Annotated in this window: 11 protein-coding genes, 1 tRNA gene and 1 pseudogene; 12 read left to right on the top strand and 1 reads right to left on the bottom strand. The window is 42.3% G+C overall.

Annotated elements, in window-relative coordinates; genetic code table 11:
• Positions 1-4 precede the first annotated feature (4 nt).
• The 9 genes and pseudogenes from H8796_RS09310 to H8796_RS09350 all read left to right on the top strand — a co-directional run bounded on the left by H8796_RS09310 (position 5) and on the right by H8796_RS09350 (position 14126).
• Positions 5-1473: pseudogene (locus H8796_RS09310) on the top strand (RagB/SusD family nutrient uptake outer membrane protein).
• Positions 1474-1486: 13 nt separating this feature from the next.
• Entirely contained in the window at positions 1487-2098 is a 612-nt protein-coding gene (locus H8796_RS09315; RefSeq protein WP_117936109.1) for a fasciclin domain-containing protein, read from the top strand.
• 28 nt (positions 2099-2126) lie between these two features.
• Positions 2127-3644: a hypothetical protein gene (locus H8796_RS09320; RefSeq protein WP_117936107.1), complete on the top strand. Its 1518-nt coding sequence runs from the start codon at positions 2127-2129 to the stop codon at positions 3642-3644.
• A 131-nt stretch (positions 3645-3775) separates the two neighbouring features.
• Positions 3776-5329, top strand: coding sequence for a hypothetical protein (locus H8796_RS09325; protein ID WP_117936105.1), 1554 nt, complete (start codon positions 3776-3778; stop codon positions 5327-5329).
• 57 nt (positions 5330-5386) lie between these two features.
• A complete protein-coding gene (locus H8796_RS09330; protein WP_117936138.1) occupies positions 5387-6400 on the top strand; it encodes a DUF6528 family protein in 1014 nt (337 codons plus the stop codon).
• Between the two features lie 56 nt (positions 6401-6456).
• The gene (locus H8796_RS09335) at positions 6457-8250 is read left to right on the top strand and encodes a glycoside hydrolase family 71/99-like protein (RefSeq protein WP_117936103.1); all 1794 of its coding nucleotides are present in this window, start codon (positions 6457-6459) and stop codon (positions 8248-8250) included.
• A gap of 8 nt (positions 8251-8258) precedes the next feature.
• On the top strand, positions 8259-10616 hold the full coding sequence (locus tag H8796_RS09340; RefSeq protein ID WP_117936101.1) for a TIM-barrel domain-containing protein: 2358 nt from the start codon (positions 8259-8261) through the stop codon (positions 10614-10616).
• A gap of 19 nt (positions 10617-10635) precedes the next feature.
• Positions 10636-13311 (top strand): glycoside hydrolase family 2 TIM barrel-domain containing protein, encoded by a 2676-nt coding sequence (locus H8796_RS09345; protein WP_117936099.1) that lies wholly within the window; start codon positions 10636-10638, stop codon positions 13309-13311.
• Positions 13312-13328: 17 nt separating this feature from the next.
• Positions 13329-14126, top strand: a complete 798-nt coding sequence (locus tag H8796_RS09350; protein WP_117936097.1) for a sialate O-acetylesterase — start codon at positions 13329-13331, stop codon at positions 14124-14126.
• Positions 14127-14386: 260 nt separating this feature from the next.
• Here H8796_RS09350 and H8796_RS09355 read toward each other — a convergent pair.
• A tRNA-Met gene (locus tag H8796_RS09355) sits at positions 14387-14459 on the bottom strand.
• 237 nt (positions 14460-14696) lie between these two features.
• On the opposite strand from H8796_RS09355, the gene H8796_RS09360 reads away from it, so the two are divergent.
• The 3 genes from H8796_RS09360 to H8796_RS09370 are packed head-to-tail and all read left to right on the top strand — an operon-like array spanning position 14697 to position 16731.
• Complete coding sequence (locus H8796_RS09360; protein ID WP_074558967.1) at positions 14697-15287, top strand: TetR/AcrR family transcriptional regulator; 591 nt, start codon at positions 14697-14699, stop codon at positions 15285-15287.
• Positions 15288-15303: 16 nt separating this feature from the next.
• Positions 15304-16050 carry a 3-oxoacyl-[acyl-carrier-protein] reductase gene (gene fabG / locus H8796_RS09365; RefSeq protein ID WP_117936095.1) on the top strand — a complete coding sequence of 249 codons (747 nt, stop codon included), beginning with the start codon at positions 15304-15306 and terminating at the stop codon, positions 16048-16050.
• Positions 16051-16059: 9 nt separating this feature from the next.
• Positions 16060-16731, top strand: coding sequence for an RluA family pseudouridine synthase (locus H8796_RS09370; RefSeq protein WP_074558966.1), 672 nt, complete (start codon positions 16060-16062; stop codon positions 16729-16731).
• Positions 16732-16809 lie beyond the last annotated feature (78 nt).

The following is a 16809-nucleotide window of genomic DNA, read 5'->3' on the forward strand; positions in this document are numbered from 1 at the left end:
TCGTATGAAGAATATAAAATATTTTGTTGGAGCTGTATGCCTGGCTCTATCATTGAATAGCTGTTCAGACTTTCTGAATGAGGAACCGGTGAGTGAAATCCCGGCAGGTGACATGTGGCAGACCGCCCGTGACGCTAAAGCAGGTATAAATGAAATTTATGGACTGTTGCGTTCCACTTTACGCGAGAATTATTTTTATTGGGGTGAATTCCGTTCGGATAATGTAGCTCCCGGAGCACCGGTGATGGCCGATCAGGCACGTGTGATTAACAACCTGATGTCTACGGACGAGAAATGTGCGAAATGGACGACCTTGTATCAGATGATTAACCAGACCAATCTGGCCATCAAATATGTTCCTAATATCAGTATGCCGGATGTGGCAGACCGTAACGATTACCTCGGACAAGCGTATGCGTTGCGTGCTTTGGCTTACTTCTATGCTATCCGTGTTTGGGGAGATGTACCTTTGTTTATAGAACCTACTGAAAAGTATTCGGAGGCTATCTACAAGGAACGTACAGATAAGAATTATATACTGGAACATGTTATTCTTCCTGACCTGAAAAAGGCGGAAAGCCTGATTAACCGTAATAAGAATTACGAACGCAAGCGTATTTCTATCTGTGGTGTATGGGCCATCATGGCGGACGCCTATATGTGGGCTGAAGAATATAATCTGGCTGACCAGACCATCGATAAGATGGCAACTATTGCTTCCAAAAGGGGGGGCGTTTTGTTGACTTCGAACCTCTTATTGCTACATGGCATACCATGTTCACGGAAGAACTGAACAATAAGCCTTCTGATGATACGCCCGAAAATGATGAATATAACTCCAGAGAGTTTATTTTCCTGGTTCATTTCAATATGGATGAAGTCGGCACGAATGGTTACAGTTATATGTATCAATGGTTCTCCGGTTCAGGAAACCGTGCAGCAGTTATGTCTGACAAGTTTATGAGCATTTTTGACGAAGAGGATATGAAAGGTGATTTGCGCAAAGATTATACGGTGAAGAATTACCAGAATGGAAATGAATTGCGTAAATATATGGCGGGTGATATTAGTAATTCTTTGAATAAGACTTGTGAGGTTGCTTATCCGATTTATCGTTATACAGATATGATGTTGCTTCAAGCAGAAGCTCGTGCTCATCAGGGCAAATGGGGTGAGGCTTTGGAACTGGTGAAATCTGTACGTGACCGTGCTGGATTGAACACACTGACTGAAAATGATTTTGCTTCTGAAGAAGAGGTAGTCAATTATATCTTGCGTGAACGCCAGGTGGAATTAGCCGGCGAAGGACGTCGTTGGTTTGATTTGCTGCGTACCGGAAAGTGGAAAGAAGTGATGAAACCTATCAACGGAATGGAGCAGGATGGCAATGAACTTTTCCCGATCCACTATTCACATATTCTGGAAAATCCGAAGATTGTGCAGAATACGTATTATGGCAATACTAACAATTAAAAAGATAGAAACAATGAAAAAGACAATATTATATAAGGCTCTTTTCTTTTGTTGGGCCATTCTGGCGTTGACCGGTTGTGATCTGGACTTACAAAAGAACTATGACTATGAACCTTCGGTGGATGATCCGTATGTAAAAGTGACAGCGTGGGAATATTTCCAGGATCATAAAGATATGTTCTCGGAGTTGATAGCAGCTATTGAGTATACAGGTCTGAAAGACTATTATACCCAGACTGACAATAAATATACTTTTCTGGCTTTGAATAATGCAGGTATGCAACTTTATCGTGAGAATGAATTTGCAGGTGCGGCATCCATTACAGATTGTGATAAGGATAAAGTAACAAACATGTTGCTTTATCATATTGTAGACGGTGAATATAGTTCTTATGGACAGTTGCAGGTGGAACCGATGTTCGTATTGACGATGCTGAAAGGAGAGAATGGGCTGATGACAATGTCTGTATGGAAAAACCCATGGCAGGCTGCGGTAGGTAAGATTCTGGTGAATCAGACCGGAAGCAACGGGAAATCTCCACAGCGTCAGGCTAAAACCAGCAACATTCTGCCAACGAATGGTGTGATTCATATATTTGAGAACTATTGCAAATATTCCAAATAACCACAGTTAATTAAAAAGAGAACTAATTATGATTCGTAAAATATATACCTTATTAATGCTAGGACTTTGCTTGGGTTTTGCTGCCTGTAGCGATGATAATGATGGTCTGGATCCTAATTCGGCTGCTCCTGTGATTAAATTCCCGATGGAACAACTGGATGTGGATTTAAATAAAGTGGATAATCTGCCGGTAGTGGCTGTCATTAAGTCTCAGGCCGGACTCCAGAGTGTGACAATGAAATTGCAGACTGTGGAGGGAGTGACCGAATATAAAACGGTGACTGAATTCTTTAATCCCAATTCTTACAGCTTATCCGAAAACCTGGAGTACAATGCAAATTACGAAGCTTTTATCATTGAGGCTACGGACAAATTGAATCATGTTACGAGCGGGACTTTACCAATTGCTGTTACCGATGTGATGGCGCGCCCTGTCATTACATTCGATCCCGAAGAGATTATATATGATGAGATGGATGAAAATCCGGTAATGCCTCGTACCACTTTTAAAATCGTTTCGGAGGCAGGTTTAAAGAAAGTAGAAAGATTCTTGGTTTCTGTTGATGGACAAACATCGAAAGGGGGAGATGTGTTGAATGGTGATAAAATATTTGAGTATGATGAATTAATAGAATATAAAGAAGGTGATAAGGGCTTTAAAGTGAAAGCTGAAGATATATATGGTAATATCACAATTTCTACTTTGCAGGTGTCATATAAGACAGTTCCGGTTCCTGTATTGACTTTAGGTAAAGAACTTATTACTACCGATGAAGGAGTAGATACGGAAGTTCCAATGCATATTGAATCGGTTCGTGGTATCAGAGAAGTAGTTATTTATCGTATAGAAAAAGGAATCGAAACGGAAATTTTACGTAAAGGATTTAGTGGTGATAAGAATTTAGATTATAATCCAAAAGTACAGCTTACGGAAGAGACGTCTCAAATCAAAATTGTTGTATCCGATGGTAGAGAAGGAAAAGATGTGAATGGAACAGTGAAGACTTATGTTAGTATGGAAGTTGTTGATCTTCAGGTGGGTAGCCAAAAAATGGCGAACGCAGAACCATTTGCTTTGATTTCTTTGAAGGATATGAAGACTTATTCTGTGGATGAGGCTATTGTGAGTGAAGAAAGTGCTAAAAATATCGATATAAAATTCTATGCGGCATCTAATAGTGGAGTGATAACTTTCCGTCTTTACTCTCCGGAAAATGTAGATGGTAAGAATGGAGAATATGCAGGGAGTACAGGTAAGTTAACAGCCTTGAAGAAAATGAATATGACACGTTTTGCTAAATTGTCTAATTTTGATTATGAACAGGCAACTCGCTCGTCTATTGAAGAAGAGTTCGGAAAAGCGACAACAGCCGCTAGGGCAGATGTGAATGTTGGAGATATTATTGGATTTAAAACGGGAGGTTCTTCCAGTGCTGGCGGCGGTAGAATTGGTGTTATTAAAATTGTTGATATATCCGATAAGATGGGTACCGATGCAACAAAACGCATCGCGACTGTTGAAATTAAATTCCCCAAACAGAAGTAATTGTTATTTTCTTTTGATAGTTAGGTGTGTCATACTACCTAACTATCAATTGATTGCTATCTTCTAATAGAACAAATGTTATCCCGGTTTTATCTGATTCTTAAATAAATATATGCATAACTGGAATTAATATGGCAAGACCTATTTATCAGTGTTTTTTGACCTTTGGTATGGTTGTACTCCTTCTGCTGACAATAGCCTGTTCATCTTCTGAAACGACTGAATCTTCGGGATTGGAACAGCCCATTTTACCGCATCCGACAGGGAATGAATATACCTTTCTGAATGTAGAGTATAGAAAATGGCAGAACGGGACTTTCCAAGCATGGACAACGGCAGACTCGAAGGAAACTCGAACCATTGACTATATGAATTGGTATGTTCCCTCCTCGGATTATAGTCGGACTGCTTGGGGAGGACGGATAGGTTTGCAACCATCTTCTGTGGTTGGAAAAGAAGGCTTTTTCCGAGTGGCTAGTTGCGCAGGACGTTCTTATTTGCTCGATCCGGATAATGGAGCCGTTATTATTCATGGAATTCAGCACGTCCGTCCGGGAGAATCTACTGCACATAAGAAGGCTTTCAGCACTCGATATGGCAGTGAAGCACGATGGAGTGAAGAGACAGGTAAACTGATTGCGGACAATCATATAAACTATATTTCGTATGGATCGAACCGCATTGAAGCATTTCCTGCAGCGGTACGTAATAACCTGCTAACACCTAAGACGCAAAAGATTGCTTATGCGGAGAATCTGTATCTGCTTCGTACGTTTATGTGGGATATGAGCAAGAATTTAGGCTATACGTTTGAGGATGATAAGTACAATCGCCTGATTCTTCTTTTCGAACCGACGTTTGCCGCTTACATAGATCATCTTGTACAGGAAAAGTCTGCTTTATTTGCCGGTGATAAACATTTTATCGGCTTCTATCTCGACAATGAACTACCGTTTGCCAGTTATCAGAATACCGATCCTTTGCGCGGAATCGATCTGAAGCATTTCCTGTCCTTGCCCGAACGTTATAAAGCAGCCCGGGAGTATGCAGAAAGGTTTATGCGGGATAACGGCATAGCCTCTGCCGGAGCGATAACCAAGAAAGATCAGGAAGACTTTCGGGGGATGGTTGCCGATTATTATTATCAGTTGACTACCGCTACCGTCAGGAAATATGATAAAGAGCATTTGATTTTGGGAACACGTCTGCACGATTGGAGCAAATATAATCAGAAAGTAGTGGAAGCCTGTGCTCGTTATTGCGATCTTGTTTCCATTAACTATTATGCGCGTTGGCAACCGGAAAACGATTTTTTGGCAAACCTGAAAAACTGGTGTGGAGCGAAGCCTTTTTTAGTTTCGGAATTCTATACGAAAGCAGAAGATGCCAGTTATCAGGGAACTCGATATGCCAATACCGAAGGAGGTGGATGGCTGGTACATACACAAAAGAATAGAGGTGAGTTTTATCAGAACTTCTGTCTTCGTTTGCTGGAAACCCGAAACTGTGTGGGCTGGGTACACTTTGAGTATAATGACGGCTACGATTCTGATGGAAAAGCTTCCAATAAGGGAGTGGTGTCCATCGAATATGAACCTTATGGACCTTTCCTGTCGCAGATGCGGCAGTTGAATCTTGCAGTTTATTCACTGATCGATTATTATGATGCAAAATCAGTTCAATAGATCAACGGAAATTTAAAAAAGACAAATTGAATATTTAGAATTAAAATAGTTATGACCATGAAGAAGTTTAGTTTATTCGCAATCCTTTTAGGATTTAATATAGCTTTGGGAGCATGTTCCGATGATGATACCGCTCCTGTAGTGCAAGATGAAATCTTTCAACTTCCGGAAAAGGCTTATGTGCTGGCGGAGCAATCCAGACGGGCTATTGTCATCAGAGATGCGGAAACGCATCGCAATATTTGGAGTTGGGATCCTTATACTGCCTGTGTACCTGCTGCCCAACAGGGTTGGTTTGTCAATCCGAGTGAAGTAAAACCGGTTTTCAATAGACGCTATATCTTAATGACTGCCTCCGGCGGGGCTGTGGCTCTAATCCGTTTGTCGGATCATAAATTAATGTTCTATGCAAATTGCGGACAGAATCCTCACTCCGCAGAGGTGTTGCCGGATGGAAATATTGTAACAGCTGAATCTAAATCCGGTGAAATCAATACCTTTGTGGTTGATACAGTTAAAGTATTGGGAGCGAAAGCTAATACGGTGAAATTGGGTAATGCGCATAATGTAGTCTGGGATAAGAAGAGATCGTATCTTTATGCTACAGCTACCACGGCGGATAAGGTGACAGCATTATTTCGTTTTAAGTATAATGGGGATCGGAATAATCCGAAGTTGACCAATCAGACGCGTATCTATACATTCAAAGATGAATCGGGTGGACATGATTTGTTTCCGGTATATGGTGAAGAAGACAAATTATGGCTTACTGCTGCTTCGGCTGTTTATAAGTTTGATCTGACTGGGGTTACGGATGCCACGACTAATGAGTCGGCTGAACCGACCTGTGAAAAAGTATACAGCATAGCCGATATAAAAAGTATCTGCAACGGACCGGATGGCATCCTGATGTTGAAACCGACTGAAGAGTGGTGGGCAGAAGGACTTGTAAATGAGAAGGGAGAGGAACTTTTCAAAATGGACGGAGCCAAGATTTATAAAGGCCGTTGGATGATAGACAATCTTTTCAGTTATCCGGAAAAGCATGATTTTGTGTTGGGTGAGGACTGATTAAGTATGGTGGAAGATTGATTAAGTACATAAGTTGAATAATTAAGTTTGGAACAATGAGGAAACTTCTTCTTTTTTTATTGGTATCTATCGCATTACCGGCCTTGGCGCAGAATGGAAAGAAAGTGTATGCCGACTTTCACGGAGTGCGCTATACCCGGCAGCATGACGGAAAGCTGGGGCGTTGGGAGATGTATGCCAATACGGAAAAATCAAGTACCGGAAGAAAGTCGCTGTGTTATAATGCCGACCTGATAGACAGCGAAGGACGGCATGAAATAGCAGCAGTGGCCTATCCACAAGTCGGAATGCAGTCCAATCTCGATCCCGATTATATTGAATATCAGATTTTGTCTGCGAAAGCAGCCAAGATAGATGGATTCTTTATTGAATGGGGATTCAAGCCTCACGAAAATGACATCTTGTTGCGTGAAATGCAGAAAGTGGCGGCGAAGTACGACTTTGAGATTGGTGTAAACTGGTGCGACGGTTGGTTGTATTATGACTGGATTACTAAACTTTATCCGGAAATCAATACCCGTGAGGTAAAGACCGAATACATGGCTAAATGTTATCAATATTTGGTAGATAGCGTCTTTACCGGTCCTACAGCTCCTATGGTGAAGGGAATGCCTGTTTTTTATCATTTCGGTCCCGGAGCGAAAGTGGATGAATATAAGAAAGTATTATCACTGGCGAAGTTACCGCAAGGAATGAAGCAACCGGTTGCTTTACGCCGTTGGGCGGATTGGGGAAAACTGGAAAATGATAAATATATCCCCGTCACTCGTAGCGATGAAATGGATGCCTGGAAAGAAGTGGGAGAAATACCGACTGCATGGCTTCCTGCCCGTGTCCGTACAAGAGATCAGGCACATGCCGAATGGGATAATTACGCCACTCAGGATGATGTTATCGAGTTTATGAAACCTTTCCGCGATTCCATCTGGCATAGTAACAATCCTGCGTATACAATTAAGTCAGGATTTGCCATGCCGGGAATGGATAACCGCGGTTGTGCAGGCTGGGGACGCGGACATTTCTATTATATTCCGCGCAACAATGGAGAAACCTACCAAAGTATGTGGAAGTTCTGTATGGCGGAGAAAGACAGCTTGGATATGATGTTTATTGCTTCGTGGAGCGACTATACCGAAGGACACGAAATAGAGCCAACCATTGAAAACGGTGACCGCGAATTGCGTACTACTTTAAAATATGCGGCAGAGTTCAAAGGTGAACAGGCGGATGAACGTGGATTAACCTTGCCTTTGATGCTTTTCCGTTTGCGAAAAGAAGCCCGTTTCCTGGAAAAGACAAAGATGGATGTATCTGGTTGTCATCGTTCCCTCGATAAGGCAGCATTGTTAATCAGCCAGGGACGTTATCCGGTGGCGATAGGCTTGTTGTCACAAATTGAAAATGATGTCAAGACAGCAAAGTCAGCTTTGGCAGTTGAGATGATGCGTTTGCGCGATTCGGACATAAAGATTCAGGGAAAGCGAAAATCCGGTGGTTACAGTGCCGAAGAAACCCTCTCTATTTCTTTGCCAAAAGAGTTGGTTTCCAAACTACAAATGAATAACTATGTCGGGTATCTCTATTTTGAGTATTTGGACAAAGGAAATGAATCCCTTTTTATACGTTCGTCTACGCTGCGTGAACCGAAAGAACCGTTTAAAATTGTGTCCCGGATACGTACCGATAATACGGGTGAATGGAAAAGCGCAAAAGTAGAATTGTATAAGGATAATATCGTGAATGGATTCAATATGCCTACTTTCTATTTAAAAGGAAATGTCGTAGTCCGTAATTTGTCATTGGGTTATACGATCTACACAGTCAAATAAATGCATGGATGAAGAATTTAAATAATTGGTTATTAGTTTTATCTGTACTATCCTGCTTCGGATGTTCCTCTCCGGTCCATGAAGATGACAGGGGATGTGCTTTCGTTTCTGACAGTATTCAATATCGGGTTGAGTTTATGTCGGCGGGGTGCGTGCGGATTCTCTCTTTTCCCGAAGGTGATACGCTGGTAACAAAAAGATTGGTGGTTGATTCGGAAAAGCCGGCTTTCAAAGATTATAAATGGGAAGATACGGGACAGAAGCTGCTCTTTCGCACCCGTGAACTTTCCGTAGTTTTTGATAAGGCAGATGCGGCTTTCACTTTTCAGGAAACATCCACAGGTAAGTTATTACTAAAAGAGAAAGGGGATAGAAAGGCACGAAACTTCAAACGTTCGGTTGCCGGAGGTGAACAATGTCTCGAAGTCACTCAACGCTTTGTTCCTACCGAGGATGAGGCCATTTACGGACTGGGACAGTATCAGAATGGAATCATGAACTATCGGGGGAAATCCGTACTTCTGTTACAGGCCAATATGGATATTGTCAATCCGTTCCTTATTTCGACCAACGGATACGGTGTCTTATGGGATAATTATTCTTCTACGAAGTTTGAAGATACGAAGGAGGGCTACTCATTTACTTCCGAAGTAGGTGATGCTTCCGACTATTATTTTGTCTATGGCAAGAATATGGACGAAGTCGTTGCCGGTTATCGGGAATTGACGGGGGACGTGCCGATGTTTGGAAAATGGGTGTATGGCTTCTGGCAGTCCAAAGAACGTTATAAGTCGTTCGATGAATTGAAGGCAGTCGTTAAAGAATACCGTAAACGGGGAATTCCGTTGGATAACATTGTGCAGGATTGGGAATATTGGGGAGACAAACCTCATTGGAACAGCCTGACTTTCCATCCGGCAAACTTTAATCATCCCCGTCAGGTTATTGATGAACTGCATCAACAGGACCATGTTCATTTTATGCTTTCCGTATGGCCCGGATTCGGACCGGAAACGGCTGTCTATCAGTCTTTGGATTCTATCGGTGCATTGTTTAGCGAACCTACATGGGCGGGTTATAAGGTTTTTGATGCCTATAATCCTGTTGCACGGGATATCTTCTGGCAATACCTCAAGAAAGGACTCTATGATATGGGCGTGGATGCCTGGTGGATGGATGCAACGGAACCATCTTTCCGGGACGGATTCACACAGCTGAAGCAGGAAGAAAAGACCAAATCGGCAGGTAATACTTATCTGGGTAGCTTCCACCGTTATCTGAACACTTATTCTTTGGAAATGCTAAAGGACTTCTATCAACGCCTGCGCGCCGAGAGCGATCAGAAACGTATATTTATCCTAACTCGTTCCGCCTTTGCCTCGCAACAGCATTATGGTACAGCTGTATGGTCGGGTGACGTTTCGGCTTCATGGGAGAATATGCACAAACAACTGGTTGCCGGCTTAAACTTGTCTATGTCCGGTATTCCGTATTGGACTTCCGATACGGGAGGATTCTTCGTCACAGAACGGGATGCGAAATATCCCGACGGACTGAAAAGTAATGATTATAAGGAGTTGTATTCCCGTTGGTTCCAGTTTAGCGCATTTACTCCTATCTTCCGTGCTCACGGTACGAACGTGCCGCGTGAAATTTGGCAATTTGGTGAAAAGGGGACATTATCCTATGATAACCAGGTGAAGTATATCCATCTGCGCTACCGTCTGTTGCCTTACATTTACTCGACGTCTCATCAGGTAACCGCCAATAACTATACCATGTTGAGAGGTTTGGCAATGGATTTCACAACAGATACCCGGACTTTTGATATTGATAATGCCTATATGTTCGGTCCTTCCTTATTGGTGCGTCCGGTATTTCATCCGCAATCGGAAGAAAAGAACATCGGTATTTATCTGCCGGAACACAGCGGTAAATATTGGTATGACTTCTGGACTGGAGAAGCTTTTGAAGGAGGAAGGGAACAAATGCAGACAAATGTCCTCGATATACTTCCGCTCTATGTGAAGGCAGGTTCTATCTTGCCTTTGGCAGAAGTAAAACAATATGCGATGGAATATCCCGATCGTGAATTGGAACTGCGTATCTATGGAGGAGCAGACGCTTCTTTTTTATGGTATGAGGATGAAGGTGATTCCTACCGCTATGAAGAGGGTGTATGTTCGAAAGTGCCGATGCAATGGAAAGATTCGGAACGGACATTGACTATTGGGCTGCGTGAGGGAACTTATCCCGGCATGCCGGAACAAATAAAAATGCATGTGAAATTATATCTGCCTGAAGGTGCAGCTCTTGATAGCAAAGAGTGCGTCTACACAGGTAGAGAAGTAAAAATAAAGTTTTAATTATAAGCATACATCGATTATGAAGAAGTTTCTCTATATTTTTATTCTATTGTTTGTTGTGGGATGGGCACAAGCGCAACAGCGCGTGGTGTACACAATCAATGACGGATGGAAATTTACAAAAGGATCTCCGTTTGAAGCGCAGCTGGCCGGCTGTGACGACTCTTCTTGGGAGACGGTCAATATACCTCACACATGGAATAATAAAGATGCAGACGACGAAACTCCGGGGTTTTATCGGGGGCCGGCTTGGTACCGGAAACAATTGTTTGTAGATAAAAGCCAGGAGGGACGTCAGGCTGTGATCTATTTTGAAGGAGCCAATCAGGAAGTGCGATTCTATCTGAACGGTCAGTTTGTGGGAGAGCACAAAGGGGGGTATACCCGTTTCTGTTTTGACATCACTTCCCATTTGCGTTATGGACAGGAAAACCTGTTTGCCATTTATGTGAACAATGTCTATAACCCGAATATTCCTCCCTTATCTGCCGATTTTACTTTCTTTGGCGGTATCTACCGGGATGTCTATTTGCAATTTATGAATCCGGTGCACATTGCAACGAATGATTATGCTTCATCAGGAGTTTATATCCGTACACCCGAAGTGAACAACTCCGCAGCCTCGGTAGAAATCACTACATTACTGACGAATAATACACTCCAACCTGCTGAAATCAGGGTGGAAAATGTAATCTGTGATGCGGATGGTAAGGAAGTGAAAAAGACTCATGCGGAAATAAAGCTGGCATCCGGTGAAACAAAGACGGACATCTCTAAAAAGATAAAAATAGATTCTCCCCGTTTGTGGGATATAGACGATCCTTATCGGTATATGGTATATACGCGTATTCTTGATAAGAAAAAGGGGACTTTGCTGGATGAAGTGGTGAATCCGTTAGGCTTGCGCTGGTTCAAGTTTGATTCGGAAAAAGGCTTTTTCTTGAATGGCAAATGGCGTAAACTGATCGGAACTGCCCGGCATCAGGATTATTTTCAGAAAGGAAATGCCTTGCGCGACGAGTTGCATGTACAGGATGTATTGCTGTTGAAAGAGATGGGAGGGAACTTCCTACGTGTGTCACATTATCCCCAAGATCCTGTAATCATGGAAATGTGTGATAAACTGGGTATTGTGACTTCAGTTGAAATCCCCGTTGTCAATGCTGTTACGGAAACCGAAGAGTTTTTGCAGAACTCCGTTGAGATGGCTAAAGAAATGGTGCGTCAGGACTTCAACCGCCCTTCTGTTATGATTTGGGGCTATATGAATGAGATTTTCCTGCGTCGCCCTTATACCGAAGGCAAACAATTGGAAGATTACTACCGCTTTACTGAAAAAGTAGCCCGTGCCTTGGAGGCGACCATCCGCGAGGAAGATCCTTCCAGATATACCATGATGGCTTATCATAATATGCCTCAATATTACGAAGACGCCCATCTGACCGAAATCCCGATGATTCAGGGATGGAACCTGTATCAAGGCTGGTATGAACCGGATATTAATGAGTTTCAACGTTTGCTTGATCGTGCTCATAAGGTATACAAAGGAAAAGTACTGATGGTTACGGAATATGGGCCGGGAGTAGATCCGGGACTTCATTCCTACCAGCCGGAACGTTTCGACTTCTCACAGGAATACGGTTTGGTGTATCATAAACATTATCTCCGTGAAATGATGAAACGTCCGTTTATAGCCGGTTCCAGTCTGTGGAATCTGAATGATTTTTATTCCGAATCCCGTGTAGATGCTGTTCCTCATGTAAACAATAAAGGAGTTGTCGGATTAGACAGGGAGAAGAAAGATGTCTATTGGTTTTATAAGACAGCTTTGTCACGTCGTCCGATACTTGTTATAGGTAATCGGGAGTGGAAAAGCCGTGGGGGAGTGGTGAATACTGCACAGAAAGAATGTATTCAGTCTGTCCCTGTATTCTCTAATGCGGAAGAAGTAGAGCTGTTTGTGAACAATAAAAGTCTGGGAAAGAAAAAGGTAGAAGATAATTATGCCTTGTTCGACGTACCGTTCGTTGGTGGAGAGAATCTCTTGGAAGCAGTTGCCGTGGCTGGTGATAGCAAATTGCGGGATATGCTCCGGATTCAGTTCCAGTTGGTAGGCTCGCAGTTGAAAGACGAAGCAATTCCATTTACGGAAATAAATGTAATGTTGGGTTCTCCGAGATATTTTGAAGACCGTACAGCAAATGTAGCATGGATTCCCGAGCAGGAGTATAAGCCCGGTAGCTGGGGATTTGTAGGCGGAACTTCTTATCGCCGTAAAACAGGATTTGGCAGTATGCTTGGTTCGGATATTGATATTTATGGAACAGATATGAATCCAATCTTCCAGACTCAACGTGCTGGAATAAAATCTTTTAAAGCTGATGTACCGAATGGAGAATATTCCGTATATTTGTACTGGGCAGAGTTGGAGTCGGACAAAGAGAGGGAAGCGTTGGTTTATAATCTGGGAGCTGACTCGGAACAGACGTTTGCCGGAAACCGTAGCTTCGGAATTTCAATGAATGGAACGACTGTTTTGGATGATTTCAACATAGCTCGTGATTACGGATATGCCTGTGCTGTTATCAAGAAGTTTGTAGTAACGGTGAAGGATGGAAAAGGATTGAGTGTTGACTTCCATAAAAAAGAAGGAGAACCTATTCTGAACGCTATCCGTATTTATAGAAACTATTAATCATAAACACTGTCAATATGCTTAGGTCTATTTATTTACTGTCTTTTCTCCTCCTGCAATCCTTATTTGCTTTTGCCGGGAATGTAAAGGAGAGTGTTCCGTCCTCTTTTGATTTGTATGTATGCATCGGACAATCTAACATGGCGGGGCGTGCAACATTAACTCAGGAAGTCATGGATACCCTCCAAAATGTGTATCTATTGAATGATAAGGGGAATTTTGAACCGGCAGTAAATCCTCTCAATCGTTATTCTACAGTTCGGAAAGATTTGTCAATGCAGCGTTTAGGACCGGCTTATGGCTTTGCTAAAGAGATGGTCCGGCAAACGAAACGTCCTGTCGGACTGGTGGTAAATGCCCGTGGAGGCTCGTCCATCAACTCCTGGCTAAAAGGGAGCAAAGACGGATATTATGAAGAAGCTCTTTCCCGGATTCGGGTTGCGATGAAGCAGGGAGGTGTTTTGAAAGCAATCCTTTGGCATCAGGGAGAAGCCGATTGTTCGAATCCGGAAGCGTATAAACAGAAACTGATTTCTTTGGTAAAAGACCTGCGGGAGGATCTGGACATGCCGGATTTACCGGTTGTTGTAGGACAGATTTCACAATGGAACTGGACGAAAAGAGAAGCAGGTACAGTCCCCTTTAATCAGATGATTAAAAAAGTTTCTTCATTTATTCCCTATTCCGATTGGGTATCATCGAAAGGATTGGGATGGTATAAAGATGAGAAGGACCCTCATTTTAATACGGAAGCACAACTGTTATTAGGAAAACGTTATGCGAAAAAGGTCTTGAAATTCTATAAACATCAATAGAATATCCTTTTTCGAAAGAACATAAAAGCCGGCTGATTCATAAGGAATCAGCCGGCTTTTGTATGGTGAATAACTAAATACTGCCTTGTTGATAGAAAATGATTATATATAGTTAATTGTCTTATTCTGAATAAATTAACCTGTTAATAACTTTGTTAATATCCTTGTTGATAACTGAAATGAGGTTGTGAATAAAACCAGTAAAGAAGAGTCGTCATAAAAAAGAAGAACCGCATTTCTGCGATTCTTCTTTTCTTTAGTTGCGGAGATCCGACTCGAACGAATGACCTTTGGGTTATGAGCCCAACGAGCTACCAACTGCTCCACTCCGCGATGTTTAACGGGTGCAAAGGTACGGCTTTTTTTGAAACAAACAAATAATTAGCAGAATATTTTTCAGATAAATCATCACTTTTTTCTTATTTGGTTGAGAATGAGTGAAATAATGATGAAACTTTTTCTTAGCACCTATTAATATACAAATGTTAATATTCTCTCTATTTTCTTGTATGGTCTAAAGAAAAGAATTACTTTTGCTCAAAATATTCAGCAATGTGCAATTTGTAACCTATGACCGTATCCAAGACAAAAGCCAAATTAGTAGATGTAGCCCGTCAGCTTTTTGCGAAGATGGGAGTAGAAAACACAACTATGAATGATATCGCTCTTGCTTCTAAAAAAGGTAGACGAACGCTCTATACTTATTTTAAAAGTAAGGATGAAATTTATTTGGCTGTTGTGGAATCGGAATTGGATATTCTGTCGGATATGATGAAGCGGGTAGCCGAGAAAAATATCTCACCGGACGAGAAATTGTTGGAGATGATATATACCCGGTTGGACGCAGTAAAAGAGGTCGTCTATCGAAACGGAACACTGCGTGCTTATTTCTTCCGTGATATATGGCGGGTGGAGAAAGTTCGCAAGAAGTTTGATGCAAAGGAAGTCCAGCTCTTTAAAGCAGTTCTTCTGGAAGGACAGGCAAAAGGAGTCTTCCATATTGATGATGTGGAGATGACTGCCGACTTGATACATTATTGTGTGAAAGGAATTGAAGTTCCTTATATTCGTGGGCATATAGGTGCACATCTGGATGAAGATACAAGAAATAGATATGTGACCAACATTGTGTTTGGCGCACTGCATAGAACAGAAATTTAATTAAATAACTTTTAGTATGGGATTATTAGACGGAAAAACAGCCATTGTAACCGGTGCTGCTCGTGGTATTGGTAAGGCTATCGCTCTTAAGTTTGCTGCCGAAGGTGCAAACATCGCATTTACTGACCTTGTCATTGACGAAAATGCAGAAAATACAGCAAAGGAACTTGAAGCAATGGGCGTGAAAGCCAAAGGCTATGCATCTAACGCTGCTAACTTTGAAGATACTGCAAAGGTCGTAGAAGAAATCCACAAGGACTTCGGACGGATCGATATATTGGTAAACAATGCCGGTATCACTCGTGACGGTTTGATGATGCGTATGAGCGAACAGCAATGGGATATGGTGATTAACGTGAACCTGAAGTCAGCGTTTAACTTCATTCATGCTTGTACACCTATCATGATGCGTCAAAAAGCTGGTAGTGTTATCAATATGGCATCTGTTGTAGGTGTTCACGGAAATGCAGGACAGGCTAACTATGCTGCTTCCAAAGCAGGTATGATTGCATTGGCTAAGTCTATCGCACAGGAGTTGGGCTCTCGTGGCATCCGTGCTAACGCCATCGCTCCGGGATTCATCCTGACAGACATGACGGCTGCTCTTTCTGACGAAGTAAGAGCTGAATGGGCAAAGAAAATACCTTTGCGTCGTGGTGGTACTCCTGAAGATGTGGCAAACATCGCTACCTTCCTGGCTTCTGATATGTCATCTTATGTGTCAGGTCAGGTGATTCAGGTAGATGGTGGTATGAATATGTAATCGAACAGAATGACTGTTGTATACGAAGACAACCATATCATTGTAGTCAACAAGACCGCTTCCGAGATTGTCCAGGCAGACAAGACGGGGGATACACCGCTTTCGGAGACTGTGAAACAGTATCTGAAAGAGAAGTATCAGAAACCCGGAAATGTTTTCCTCGGTGTGACACACCGGTTGGACCGCCCCGTAAGCGGTCTTGTTATTTTTGCCAAAACGGGTAAGGCACTTACACGGCTCAACGAGATGTTTCGCACCAGTGAGGTGAAAAAGACTTATTGGGCGGTTGTGAAAAATGCTCCGCAAGAACCGGAAGGTGAACTGGTACATTTTCTTGTACGTAATGAAAAGCAGAATAAAAGTTATGCATACGACAAGGAAGTGCCAAACAGCAAGAAAGCGATCTTGCATTACCGGTTGATCGGTCATTCGGAGAATTACTATTTGCTCGAAGTCGATTTAAAAACCGGACGTCATCATCAGATTCGTTGTCAGCTGGCAAAAATGGGATGCCCTATCAAAGGGGATTTGAAATACGGTTCTCCACGCTCCAATCCGGATGGGAGCATTTGTCTGCATGCCCGGAGAGTACGGTTCACACATCCTGTCTCAAAAGAACTGATAGAGCTTGAAGCTCCTCTTCCCGAAGGGAATTTATGGAAAGGATTCGCCATAGATTAACACGAATTTCCACAGACTCATCTATTATGTTATTTAATAGACGGTATGTAGTTTATCTGTGGAAAATCGTGTAAATCT

The organism is Bacteroides sp. M10, assembly GCF_014334015.1.
Classification (GTDB): Bacteria; Bacteroidota; Bacteroidia; order Bacteroidales; family Bacteroidaceae; genus Bacteroides; species Bacteroides intestinigallinarum.

Bases quoted from the DNA above. Each gene is read 5' to 3' on its own strand.
- H8796_RS09335 (WP_117936103.1), top strand. From the start codon at position 6,457: ATGAGGAAACTTCTTCTTTTTTTATTGGTATCTATCGCATTACCGGCC.
- H8796_RS09325 (WP_117936105.1), top strand. From the start codon at position 3,776: ATGGCAAGACCTATTTATCAGTGTTTTTTGACCTTTGGTATGGTTGTA.
- H8796_RS09370 (WP_074558966.1), top strand. From the start codon at position 16,060: ATGACTGTTGTATACGAAGACAACCATATCATTGTAGTCAACAAGACC.
- H8796_RS09315 (WP_117936109.1), top strand. From the start codon at position 1,487: ATGAAAAAGACAATATTATATAAGGCTCTTTTCTTTTGTTGGGCCATT.
- H8796_RS09320 (WP_117936107.1), top strand. From the start codon at position 2,127: ATGATTCGTAAAATATATACCTTATTAATGCTAGGACTTTGCTTGGGT.
- H8796_RS09350 (WP_117936097.1), top strand. From the start codon at position 13,329: ATGCTTAGGTCTATTTATTTACTGTCTTTTCTCCTCCTGCAATCCTTA.
- H8796_RS09360 (WP_074558967.1), top strand. From the start codon at position 14,697: ATGACCGTATCCAAGACAAAAGCCAAATTAGTAGATGTAGCCCGTCAG.
- H8796_RS09340 (WP_117936101.1), top strand. From the start codon at position 8,259: ATGAAGAATTTAAATAATTGGTTATTAGTTTTATCTGTACTATCCTGC.
- fabG (WP_117936095.1), top strand. From the start codon at position 15,304: ATGGGATTATTAGACGGAAAAACAGCCATTGTAACCGGTGCTGCTCGT.
- H8796_RS09345 (WP_117936099.1), top strand. From the start codon at position 10,636: ATGAAGAAGTTTCTCTATATTTTTATTCTATTGTTTGTTGTGGGATGG.
- H8796_RS09330 (WP_117936138.1), top strand. From the start codon at position 5,387: ATGAAGAAGTTTAGTTTATTCGCAATCCTTTTAGGATTTAATATAGCT.